Source organism: Pseudoduganella buxea, assembly GCF_009720835.1.
GTDB classification, from domain to species: domain Bacteria; phylum Pseudomonadota; class Gammaproteobacteria; order Burkholderiales; family Burkholderiaceae_D; genus Rugamonas; species Rugamonas buxea.
In genome coordinates this window covers 1-11,695 of sequence record NZ_WNKZ01000133.1, presented here as the reverse complement: position 1 = coordinate 11,695, position 11,695 = coordinate 1, and the positions used below count along the sequence as shown (strand labels likewise).

8 protein-coding genes are annotated in these 11,695 nt (G+C 66.8%); 4 read left to right on the top strand and 4 right to left on the bottom strand.

Annotated features, from left to right (window positions below; all coding sequences use genetic code 11):
- The 4 genes from GM672_RS25730 to GM672_RS25715 all read right to left on the bottom strand — a co-directional run.
- Positions 1-602 (bottom strand): hypothetical protein (locus GM672_RS25730; RefSeq protein ID WP_155473371.1); only part of this gene is annotated, 602 nt, incomplete at its 3' end.
- A gap of 7 nt (positions 603-609) precedes the next feature.
- A complete protein-coding gene (locus GM672_RS25725) occupies positions 610-1,374 on the bottom strand; it encodes a hypothetical protein (RefSeq protein ID WP_155473370.1) in 765 nt (254 codons plus the stop codon).
- On the bottom strand, positions 1,371-2,321 hold the full coding sequence (locus tag GM672_RS25720; protein ID WP_155473369.1) for an ATP-binding cassette domain-containing protein: 951 nt from the start codon (positions 2,319-2,321) through the stop codon (positions 1,371-1,373). The genes GM672_RS25725 and GM672_RS25720 overlap by 4 nt, the downstream gene beginning before the upstream one ends.
- Positions 2,321-3,061, bottom strand: coding sequence for a helix-turn-helix transcriptional regulator (locus GM672_RS25715; RefSeq protein WP_170300245.1), 741 nt, complete (start codon positions 3,059-3,061; stop codon positions 2,321-2,323). Before GM672_RS25715 ends, GM672_RS25720 begins: the two co-directional genes overlap by 1 nt.
- Before the next feature lie 464 nt (positions 3,062-3,525).
- On the opposite strand from GM672_RS25715, the gene GM672_RS25710 reads away from it, so the two are divergent.
- The 4 genes from GM672_RS25710 to GM672_RS25695 all read left to right on the top strand — a co-directional run.
- Entirely contained in the window at positions 3,526-9,684 is a 6,159-nt protein-coding gene (locus tag GM672_RS25710) for an RHS repeat-associated core domain-containing protein (RefSeq protein WP_229417951.1), read from the top strand.
- A 65-nt stretch (positions 9,685-9,749) separates the two neighbouring features.
- On the top strand, positions 9,750-10,349 hold the full coding sequence (locus GM672_RS25705; protein WP_155473367.1) for a hypothetical protein: 600 nt from the start codon (positions 9,750-9,752) through the stop codon (positions 10,347-10,349).
- Between the two features lie 175 nt (positions 10,350-10,524).
- Positions 10,525-10,944, top strand: coding sequence for a type II secretion system major pseudopilin GspG (gene gspG / locus GM672_RS25700; protein WP_155473372.1), 420 nt, complete (start codon positions 10,525-10,527; stop codon positions 10,942-10,944).
- Positions 10,945-10,972: 28 nt separating this feature from the next.
- Positions 10,973-11,695, top strand: a 723-nt coding sequence (locus GM672_RS25695; RefSeq protein WP_211517430.1) for a type II secretion system F family protein, incomplete at its 3' end; no start/stop codon positions are given.

Here is an 11,695-nt window from a genome sequence, read left to right as displayed (position 1 = left end):
AGCAGCACGGTGGCCGGCCAGCCGGCCGGCAGCAAGTGGGCGAAGACGAGCGCGGCGATGGTGCCGCCTTGCACGGCGCGCGAGCAGCGCGCCGGACCGAACACGGCCGACCTGGCCACGGCCAGGGTCAGGCCGGCGAACACGGCCAGGTACAGGGGGAAGCGGCCGTCGGCACCGCCGGGGTCGCCGGCCCGCAGGACAGTCCACAGCGCCACGGCGAACGGCACCAGGAAGATCGCCAGGCTGGCATACAGGATGGCCAGGTCGACCAGCGGCGCGGCGCGGTCGCCCAGGGGCAGGCTGCGGCTGTAGGCGGCCAGCGCGCCGCCGCGGATGAAGGCGCGGTGGATGCCGGCCCACACCGTCACGAGCGCCAGCCAGGCCGCGACGTGGGCCAGGTTGGCCGGCCACGGCTGCGGCGCGCGCCAGAAATGCAGCAGCGGTTCGGCCAGCAGGGCGGGCCGCTCGGCGACGGCCATGCCGAACAGGGCCAGGAAGATCATCAGCGCATGGCCGTAACGCCGGTACAGGGCGAGCGACTGGCGGCGAAAATGCGCGTGGCGCACGCGATACAGCATCAGGAACGCCTGTCGTTCGACCATGGCCACCCTAGCAATGTCCGAGCACGCCGAGGCGGCGTGCATGTCGTTCCAGCAGGCGGAACGCCAGCAGGCCCAGGGCCAGGTAGACGGCCGAATTCAAACCGATCAGCAGGTACACGCCGGGCCCGATGGCGGCGCCCGTGACACTGGCCTTCACGGCCGCGCTGGCCAGCGCATACGGCAGCAGGGCAAGACCGTTGACGGGATAGGCCGGCAGGGCGACCAGGCTGATCAGAACAAAATACATCAGCGCATGCATCACCTGGACTTTTTTCATCAACAACAGCAGGCCGGCCACGGCGTAACCGACACCGGCCAGCGCCGGTGCGGCCAGCAGGGCCGTGCCCAGCACCTGCAGCACGTCGACGTGGATGCGTCCGGCCGTGAGCCAGCCGGCGATCCATATGCCCACGGCCAGCAGCAGGGCGGCCACGGCCAGGTGCAGCACGGCGCGGTGGGCCAGGATGCGGGCAAAGCCGATCGGCGTTACGTAGATGTGTTCGATCGTGCGATGGCGGCTTTCCTCGGCTACGTCGTTGGCCGCGCTGTTGTAGCTGCCCGTGGCGAACAGCCACAGCACGAAGCCGACGATCATCGTGTCGAGGCTGCCCGACGCGACGGATTTGCCGCTGACCGAGACCACCGAGAACAGCAGCGCGCAAAACAGCCCGATGATGAACAGGAAGCCCAGCAGCGACTCGAACCAGTAGCGGCGCTGCAGATACAGCATCAGGCGCGCCTCGTTGCGCAGGTGGTGCAGCGGGCCGCTCATGCCGCCACCCCGACCTGTTGCACCAGCGCCTGGTACTTGGCCTGCAACGTGACGGGCGCCACTTGCAAGCCCCGCGCCGCCGGCAGGCTGCCGATGATGGCGGCCAGCACGGTGCACAGTTCGGCATGGTCGCGCAGGTCCAGCCGGCCGGCGCCGGCCTCGTCCGTGCGCCAGGCGAACGGAGCGGGCAGGGCCGGCAGCCCTGCCGGGTCACTGTCCAGCTGCAGCTGGTACGCGTGTTCGACCGCCAGGAATTCTTGGCGCGGCCCGTCGAAGACCTTGCGGCCACGGCAAACGCAGGCCACCCGGTCGGCCAGTTGCTCGACGAAGCGCAGGTCGTGGGAGCTGATCAGTACGGCGGCGCCCCGTGCCGCCACATACCGGATCAGGCGCTCCAGGCTGGCCACGCCGAACAGGTCGAGCCCGATGGTGGGCTCGTCGAAGCACAGCACGCTGGGGCGGTGGATGACGCTGACCAGCAGCGCGCTCTTGAGCTTGTTGCCGGTGGACAGCTGGCGCACCGGCGCATGCCGGTCCGAAATGTCGAGCAGGGCGGCCAGTTCGTCGAAATGGCCCGGATCGAAGGGGCGTTCGCGCAGGGCGCAGAAGTAGCGCGCGTTTTCCCAGGTCGACAGGCGCTCGTTGAGCGCGCCCCGGCCCTCCAGGATCAGCCCCACCTCGCCCAGGTGGCGCTTGCCGCGCAGGGGGGCGCCGCGCCAGTAGAGCTGGCCGCTGTCTGCTTGCAAAAGCGAAGCGAGCAGCTTGATGACGGTGGTCTTGCCGGCACCGTTCGGTCCCAGCAAGCCGAGCACCTCCCCGCCGCGCAGCGCCAGCGAAAAATCGCGCAGTGCGTCGATGCGCACGCCGCCGCGCCGGTACTGCTTGCCGATATTCTCCAGCCTGAATACCTCGCCTGCCTCCAGGGTGTTCGGTGCGGCGCAGCCCATTACAGCAGTCCCATTTCCATGGCGCGGCTGATGGCGTGGCGCGTGCCGTACACCTCGAATTTCGACGCCGCTTTCTTCAAGTGGAAATACACGGTATTTTGCGAGATGCCCAGGATAATCCCGATCTCATTGCTGGTTTTTCCGCTGGCGCTCCAGCGCAGGCACTGCTGCTCCCTCGGTGTCAATAGCGGCGCCCTGGCCTGGGGATTCTGGCGCAACCACAATGCCCGCATCGCGTCATTCAGGTAGCAGCTGAATAACAGCAGCTCGCTGTGCAACTCGTTGCGGGCAAATCGCTGCGGACTGCTGGAGTAAATGTCGATCCGGTTGCAAAACTGCTCGCTGCGGGTGCCGACACTCCAGCCGGACTGAATGCCTGCGCTTTTCAATTGCCGGTAGGGCAGGGCCGAATGGGCGCTGCAGGCATCGTCGATGGCCCAGGCGAGCGGCACCGCCTGGCGATTGATATGCCGGCTGATACAGTCATCCTCGGCAGGGTCGGTGTCGCGGAATGCTGCATGCACCTCCGCAGCCATCGTGCTCAGCAGATGCACATGCGAGCGGCCATTGCCGTCCGTGATGCGCATCCGGTTGATGCAACCGTCCAGCTGCAGCCGCGTCAGCAGCCGCCGCGCCGCATCGGTGAGTTCCTGCCACCCGTCGACCTCGAGCAGCGTGGTCAGGTCGCCATCTTCCATGGCACAGGCATTCCGGTATCCCATCCGAATCTCCTTTGTCATTCGCGCAGTCCTGGGACGAGCGAACGTTAAACAGCTTAACATGAACGTGTTGTCAGATCGAGAATATTATTGCCTCGGGCCAGTGCCAATTGCAATTGCCTGCGGCGCCGATAAGTGCTATCAGATTTGATAGTTTACGTGGATCTTCATTGCCGCCGAATCACCTCTTCCGGGGCGTGGCGCTATTCGCCAAAGAGTAACGTCCATTCGCTATGAAGATTCATAGTTTTACCTCCTGCCGGCATATGAAATACTGAAAACGACTTTATTAGGATGGTCAACTGGATCGCCAGGAACGCAGCCTTCCTTGAATGTCGTTTTTTCGCGATTTCCGATATCGCAGTACCTTCACTGACCCTGTAATACCTGTCAGTGGACATTTTCCAATAAACGTGAGCGGCGCACATATTTAAAGGCATGTGCGTCAGCGGTGCCGCGTTCCCATTAATTTGCTTGCAGGAGCAATGATGTCATTTACCAGAATAAGCCAGACCGGCGCACTGATCGCCCTCGGGCTCGGGCTCGCGCCGGTGGCGCAGTCGCAGGGGCTGATCACCTTCGGCGGCCAGCCGGCGGTGAACTATGGCCAGGCCGTGCCGGAAGCGGGCAACGCGGGGCGTCCCACGGCCGAACAGCAGCTTCCCGGCTTCTCCCGCGCCATCATGGCGCCGGTTAGCCCGGAGGAATCGGAAAAGGCGGTGCGCGCCCGCGTGGTGGGCGCCCTGAACGTGGGCGTGCCGTCGCGCTTGCCGGTAACACGCACCGCGCCCACGGCCGGTCGGGTCGCCGGCGACATGGCAGCCACCAGTCCGGCCTCGATCGCCGAACTGGCGCGCGCGCTGCGCAACGATCCCGACCTGATCTACGAATACGTGCGCAACAATATCGAATACGTGCCCACCTGGGGCATCATGAAAGGCGAGTTCGGCGCACTGCTGGACAACCAGGGCACGGCCTTCGACCAGGCCGCGCTGATGGTGGCGCTGCTGCGGCAGTCGGGCTACACGGCCAGCTTCGTCAAGGGCCGCATCAGCCTGACGGCGGCCCAGGTGCGCGACTGGCTCGGGGTCGACACGGCCAATGTGTGCGGCGTGCTGAACCTGCTGGGCAATGCCCAGATCCCCACCTCGTCCGTCATCGCCACGGCGGCCGGCAGCTGCCCCGGTTCGACCGCGGCGCTGCACAGCCTGAAGCTGGAGCATGTCTGGGTGAAAGTCGTCATCGGCGGCACGGCCTATTATTTCGATCCCAGCTACAAGGGCCACACGATCAGGCCGGGCATCAACCTGGCCGCCGCCACCGGCTATAACGCGGCCGGCTTCATGAGCGGCGCCACCAGCGGCGCCACCATCACGGCAGATTATGTGCAGGGCATCAACCGCGCCAATGTGCGTGCCAGCCTGACGTCCTACGCCAGTGCGCTGGCCGGCCACCTGCGTGCCAACTACCCGGCCGGTACGCTCGACGACGTCATCGGCGGCATGACCATCACGCCCTACGCCGGCGCCCCGCTGCGCCAGGCCACCTTGCCCTACCAGGACACGGCCGTGGCGCTGACGGAATGGACCGGCGACGTGCCGGCCAACTACAAGCCCACCGTGCGCGTGCAGTACCAGGGCATCGACCGTACCTTCACGTCGGACGCGATCTACGGCCGCCGCCTGACGCTGACGTACAACGCCTCCAGCCAGCCGGTGCTGTCGCTGGACGGGCAGGCGCTGGCGACGGGCACGGCCACCACCAGCGGCAGCTACGGCAACGTCACGCTGACGGTGACGCACGGCGCCTATGCCAACACCTTCGCCAACCAGAATTTCACGCAGCAGGTCAAGGCGGGCGGCACCTTCCTGATCGGCAACGGCTGGGGGCCGGCCGGCCGCGGCGTGGTGGACCTGCACCGCACCCGCCTGGACCAGGCCCTGGCCGGCGGCGCCAGCGCCGGCTCGGAAGCAGCGCTGGGCTCGAGCCTGGCCGTGCTGTCGTCAAGCTGGATCGGCCAGGTCAACCACTCCGGCTACATCACGGATCGCCTGGCCCGCACCAATACCCTGTTCCACCACCAGGTCGGCATTGCCGGCTACAACACGGCGGCCTATGTCGACCTGCCCGGCAATATGCTCAGCGTCGTCAGCCAGGATGCCAGCACGGCCAAGGAAGCGGCCGTGTTCTTCAGCTCGGCCATGCACTCGAGTATCTTCGAATCGACCGCCGTGCAGCAGACCACGGGCGGCAGCGCCGTCTCCACGGTCAAGCTGATCGACATGGCGGTGGCCGGCAACCAGCGCATCTATGACGCCAAGGCCGCCAACTTCGCCAGCACCGTGCAGCCGAACCTGGTGGGCTGCGCCAGCTACATCGCCAGCTTCCAGAGCGCCGTCAACGGCGGCCGGCGCCTGATCCTGCCGAACCGCTGCGACCTGAACGAGGGCAGCTGGACCGGTGTCGGTTTCTACAACGTGCTGGTCGGGTCGACCGGTTCGAGCATCGGTGCCATCATCAGCGGCGGCCTGGCCGGCGGTTTCTCGACCACGCCGCTGGCGCCGTCGCTGACCAACAGCAATACCCTGTTCAATTCCCTCAGTCCCGCCGCGCTGACGCCTTACACGGGCTCGACGTTCGGTGACCCGATCGACATGACCAAGGGCCACTTCCTGTACCAGAACGACGATATCAAGACCGGCACGGGCGAGTTCCCGTTCGCGCTGAACTTCGCCCGCTCGTACAGCTCGTCCGCACGAACCCAGAACGGCAGTCTCGGCTACGGCTGGATCAGCAACCTGAACGCCAATACGGCCGTCATTTCCGACGGCTTCCAGGGCATGGGCGAGGATTCCGCGCTCGATGCGGCGGCGGCGATCACGGAGAAGCTCGTTTCGGTGGACCTGATGAGCGACACCGCCAAGCCGCTGGCCAATATGGTCATCGCCACGCTGGGCCAACGGTGGTTCGGCGAACAGATCACCGGCAACGTGGTGCTGGTGCGGCAGGGCCTGAACGGCGAAGTCTTCGTCCGCCTGACCGACGGCACGTACAACAGCCCGCCGGCCAATTCGGCCAAGCTGGTCAAGAACGCCGACGGCACCTATGCCTACAGCACCGTCAACAAGGCGCAACTGGCCTTTAATGCCGCCGGCAATATCGCCACCTACACCCATCCGTCCGGCGTGCAGGCCAAGTTCAACTACACGGGCAACCAGCTGTCCAGCATCGGCAACAGCCTGGGCCGGAACCTGACGCTGACCTACACGGGCAGCCGCATCAGTGCCGTGTCGGACGGCAGCCGTACCGTCAACTATACCTATGACGCGGCCGGCAACCTGGCCACCTTCCGCAATGCGCTGCTCAACACGTCGACCTACCAGTACGACGTGCCGGGCCGCCTGACGAAGGTATTCTATCCCGCCAATCCGGCCGTGCCCTTCGTTACCAATACCTACGATTCGCTGGGACGGGTGCAGGCCCAGCTCAACGCACTGGGCAAGAGCTACACCTACTATTTCGCCGGTTCGCGCTCCGAGGAGGTCGGGCCGCTGGGACAGAGCCGGGTCAGCTACCTGGACGCCGGCGGCAAGGTGGTCAAGGCGGTCAATCCGGCCGGCCGGGCCCTGCTGCATACCTATGACGGCCAGGGGCGCCTGGTCAAGACCGTATTGCCCGAAGGCGGACAGACCCTCTACGAGTACGACGACGCGCCCTGCGCCGCCCAGCAGCGCTGCACGCACAACGTCAAGACGCTGCAGCAGAAGCCGAAACCGGGCAGCAGCGATCCGGTCCTCGTGAGCAGCTACACCTACGAGGGCAATTTCAACAAGGTCGCCAGCGCCATCGATCCCAAGCTCAAGACCACCAGCTACACGTACACGCCGCAGGGCGACCTGTCGACGGTGACGACGCCGGCGGACGCGCAAGGGGTGCAGGGCCTGACCACCTACGGCTACACCAGCTACAGCGTGGCCGGCTACCCGGCGTTCTTCCTGCAGACTTCGGTGCTCAACAAGGTCGATGCGGCGACGTCGATCCTGACGACATCGACCTACGATGCGGCCAACAAGTACGTGCAGAAGACGCTCGTCAAGGACAGCGGCACCGGTGCGCTGAACCTGACGACGACGTATGTGCACGACGCCATCGGCGATGTCACCGAGATCAACGGCCCGCGCGACGACGTCGCCGACGTCGCCCGCATGAGCTACGACGCGGAGCGGCAGCTGGTGCAAAGCACCGATCCGCTCGGCAAGCTCTCCAGGACGGCCTACAACGCCGACGGCAAGGCTATCCGTACCGCCGAACAGGCCGGCACCCAATGGCTGGTGACGTGCCGCAGCTACAACGCCGGCGGCAAGCTGGTGCGCACGTGGGGGCCGTCGCTGGTGGCCGCGGCCACCGACTGCCCGGCGGCCGCCGCGCCCGTCAATGTGATCGACTTCGATTACGACGACCTGGGACGCAGCATCCGCGTCACGGAAAACCTGCCGGTGGCCGAGGGCGGCAACCGCGTCGAGGAAACGGCCTACAACATCGACGATTCGGTGGCCACGGTCAAGCGCGCCGTGGGCAGCGCGGCGGCCCAGGTGTTCGCCACCTACACGTATTCGGCGGACGGCAAGATGCTGTCGGTGAAGGATGCCAACGGCAACTTGACTTCCTACGATTACGACGGCCACGACCGCAAGACCAGGACGCGCTTCCCGGACAAGGCCAGTGTCGGGCTATCGTCCACCGCCGACTACGAGCAGTACGGCTACGACAGCAACGGCAACCTGACCACGTTGCGCAGGCGCGATGGCCAGACCGTCACCACCAGCTACGACAACCTGGACCGCGTGATCGGCCGCAGCTTCCCGGCCGCGGCGGACAACACGGTGCTGGCCTACGACCTGCTGTCGCGCACCACGTCGGCGCGCTTTGCCGACGGCAGCTTCGAGGTCAGCAACGTGTACGACAATGCCGGTCGCGTCGCCAGCACCACCGCCGGCGGCAAGACGCTGAAGTTCAGCCACGATGCGGCAGGCAACCGCACCCGCACCACCTGGCCCGAGGCGACGCCGTTCTTCGTCAGCAGCACCTTCGACGCGCTGAACCGGCCGCAGGCCGTGCTGGAAATGGGCACGACCCAGCTGGCCGGCTATGCCTACGACGACCTGTCGCGCCGCACCACGGTCACGCTGGGGAACGGCACCGTCACCAGCTATGGCTACACCAGCCAGGGTAACCTGGCCACGTTGACCCATAACCTGGGCGGCACCGCGCAGGACAATACGTGGACCTACACCCGCAACCAGGCGCAGGAGATCGCGGCCCATGCGTGGAGCAACGACAGCTACCAGTGGACGGGCTACCGCAACGGCACGCGCAACTACACGGCGAACGGCCTGAATCAGTACACGGCCGCCGCCGGTGCCAGCCTGGCCTACGACAGCAACGGCAATTTGAGTGGCGACGGCACCTGGACCTATGGCTACGACAGCGAAAACCGGCTGCGCTCGGCCGCCAGCGCGGCCCGTTCGGCGACGCTGGCCTACGATGCGCTGGGCAGGTTGCGCCAGAGTGCGATTGGCGGCAGCACCACCAACCTGCTGTATGCGGGCACCCAGCTGGTGGCCGAATACGACGCCGCCGGCACGCTGCTGCGCCGTTACGTCCACGGCGAGAATGCCGACGAGCCGCTGGTGTGGTACGAGGGCGCGTCGACGGCCGCCAAATCGTGGCTTTATGCGGACCATCTCAATTCCGTCGTCGCCACGGCCGATGCGGGCGGGACTGGCAGCGCGATCTACAGCTATGGCCCGAGCGGCGAGCCCAATACGGATGCCGGCGTACGCTTCCGCTACACGGGCCAGCAGTACCTGGGCGAACTGGGCCTGTCGTACTACAAGGCACGCTTCTACTCGCCGGCACTGGGCCGCTTCCTGCAGACCGATCCCGTCGGCCATACCGACGAGCTCAATCTGTACACCTATGCCAATAACGATCCGCTCAACGCCACCGATCCCACCGGCGAAACGCCGATGCACCTGGCCGCTGCCGCCGTGGGCGGGGTCGGCGGGCTGCTGTTCCAGGCCGGAGCCGACCTGCTGACGTGGCGCATGAGTTCGCGTGGCGACTACGCCGGGGCCTTCGTCGGCGGCGCGGCAGGCGGTGCGGCGGCGGTCACGTGCGGACCGGCCTGCGCCGGTGCCGTCGCGGGTGCGGCCAGCAGCATCACGCGCCAGGTCGTCAACGGCGGCGGCATCAGCGTGGCGGCCGTGGGACGCGATACCATGTTCGGCGCCGCTGGCGGCGTCGTCGGGGGCAAGATCATCCCGCAGGTCAGCAAGGCTTACCTGAGCAACGGCACCAAGGGCGCCATCGGCGAGGGATTGACCTTGCTGGGCTTGAAGATGGCAGGCAACACCAATATCCGCAGCCAGGTCGGCAACGGGGTGGGCAAGTCGACCTTTGACTTCCAGCTGGCCAACGGCAAGTTTGTCGAGGCCAAATTCGGCACCGCCAGGCTGTCGAAGCCCCAGCGGGCGGCGGCGCGGAACCCGAACAACGACGTCGAGGTACAGACGTGGTCGTATGATACGGTGTCCGGCATGATCGGCGCCCCGGCGGGTGCCGCGGCAGCGACGGGCAAATAAGGTCCACTGCAAGCAGTGCGGCCGGCCCCCGGGCCGGCCTTTTTCATTGATCGAGCGGAGCGTACATGGCGGGGAAACAGCTGAAACGGTTTGAAAAGTGGCGCGCGCAGCTGCCGGCCCGTACGGCGTATTTCGTCCAGCTGGTGCTGGACGAGATCGTTCCCGTCTTCGAGGCCAACGGCCTGGTGCGCCATGCCGACTACGGGGGCGACAGCGCCGAGGCGGTGGCCCGCCACACGATCGGGTTGCAGCGCCGGGCCGGCGCCGCCTGGCCGACGGTGGAAATCAGTTTCGACCAGCGCAACCGGCCCATGCTGGGCCTGACCTTTGCCCTGCTGCCGGAACCGTGCTACCGGCAGGGCACGAACGGCGGCGCCGAAATCGCCCGCATTGCGGCCAATGTCGTCGAAGGCGATGCCTACTTCAACCTGTGCAAGGAACGGGGCTTCATCGTCAATTTCGGCTACTGGTTCGCACTGCTGCCGCAACGCCGGGCCCGCCGCGAAATCGACCAGCTCAAGGCCCTGCTGCCCTTCCTGTTGTCCTTGCTCGACACGGGCATACCTGACGACTGGGTGGGCCAGGCCGGCAAGGTGCACCCGAATGTCTTCGCCAACCGGGGCGCGCGCCAGCTGGCGCGGCGGCGTGACGGCGCAGCCGGTTAGCTGTACGACCTGCCACCGGTGCGGCCATGCCGCTACTACCGGAACTGGTAGTTGTCCCATCGATCCGGCCCGGTGACACTGGTCTTGCGAAACGGCACCTGGCCGGGGCGCATTTTCCAGTCCACCGAGTGCGTGCCGTATGCCAAACCAAGCCTGTCACCGCGCCACCGGGCGCATGCCGATGTTCAACCGTGGCGGGGCCGGCGGCTTCACGCTGCTCGAGCTGCTGGTGGTGATGGTCATCATCGGCCTGCTGGTGGGCTATGTGGCGCCGAACTACTTCGGCGCCGTCGGCAAGTCCGAAACGAAGGCGGCGCGGGCCCAGATCGATGCGCTGCACAAGGCCCTGGTGGCCTACCGGCTCGACGTCGGCGCCTACCCCACCTCCGAAGCGGGCCTGGCGGCGCTGGTCGCGCGCCCGGCCGGCGCCGGCCAGTGGGCCGGGCCCTACCTGTCCAAGGGGGTGCCGCTGGACCCGTGGGGCCGCGCCTATGTCTATCGCCACCCGGGCCGCAAGGGCGAACTGGATCTGTTCTCGTATGGGCGCGACGGCAAGGCCGGCGGCGAGGGCGAAGCGGCCGATATTGCCAACTGAGCGCCGACCGGACACCGACTGAGCCGCCATGCAATTTCGCCTGAAAGTCTACTCCCCGCAAGAAGGCGTGCGCCGCATCGGCTGCATCGCCACCGATGCGCAGGCAGCGCGCCGCAAGGCAACCGAACAGGGCTACACGGTGCTGTCGCTGCGCGCGGCCCGGCTGCGTGCGCTGCGCTGGGGCCGCGCCAGCTTCAAGGTGGGCCTGTTCGCCCAGGAGCTGCTGGCCCTGATCGACGCCGGCCTCGGTGTCATCGAGGCGATGGCGATCCTGGCCGGCAAGGCACGCGATCCCGATGCGCGCGAAGTGCTGGGCCGCATCCTGCTGCTGCTGCAGGAAGGGCAGACGCTGTCGGCCGCGCTGGCAGCCGCGCCCGAGCAGTTCCCCACGCTGTTCGTGGCCACCGTCAAGGCCAGCGAACAGACCGGCAACCTGGCCGAGGCCCTGCAACGCTACCTGGCCTACCACCGCCAGCTCAATGCCGTGCGCGACAAGGTGGTGTCGGCGTCGATCTATCCGGCCCTGCTGGTGGGCGTGGGGGCACTGGTGATCGTCTTCCTGCTGGCCTATGTGGTGCCGCGCTTCGGCCGGGTCTATGCGGACCTGGGCCAGGCCGACGTGCCGTTTCTGTCACGCCTGCTGATCGAGTGGGGCCACGTCGTCACCGAGCATGGCGCAGCCCTGGCCGGCGGCGCTGTTGCCGCCGCCGTCGTCGCGGTGCACGTGCTGCGCCGGCCGGCCGTGCGCGCC

Bases quoted from the DNA above. Each gene is read 5' to 3' on its own strand.
- GM672_RS25725 (WP_155473370.1), bottom strand. From the start codon at position 1,374: ATGAGCGGCCCGCTGCACCACCTGCGCAACGAGGCGCGCCTGATGCTG.
- gspG (WP_155473372.1), top strand. From the start codon at position 10,525: ATGCCGATGTTCAACCGTGGCGGGGCCGGCGGCTTCACGCTGCTCGAG.
- GM672_RS25710 (WP_229417951.1), top strand. From the start codon at position 3,526: ATGATGTCATTTACCAGAATAAGCCAGACCGGCGCACTGATCGCCCTC.
- GM672_RS25715 (WP_170300245.1), bottom strand. From the start codon at position 3,061: ATGACAAAGGAGATTCGGATGGGATACCGGAATGCCTGTGCCATGGAA.
- GM672_RS25705 (WP_155473367.1), top strand. From the start codon at position 9,750: ATGGCGGGGAAACAGCTGAAACGGTTTGAAAAGTGGCGCGCGCAGCTG.
- GM672_RS25720 (WP_155473369.1), bottom strand. From the start codon at position 2,321: ATGGGCTGCGCCGCACCGAACACCCTGGAGGCAGGCGAGGTATTCAGG.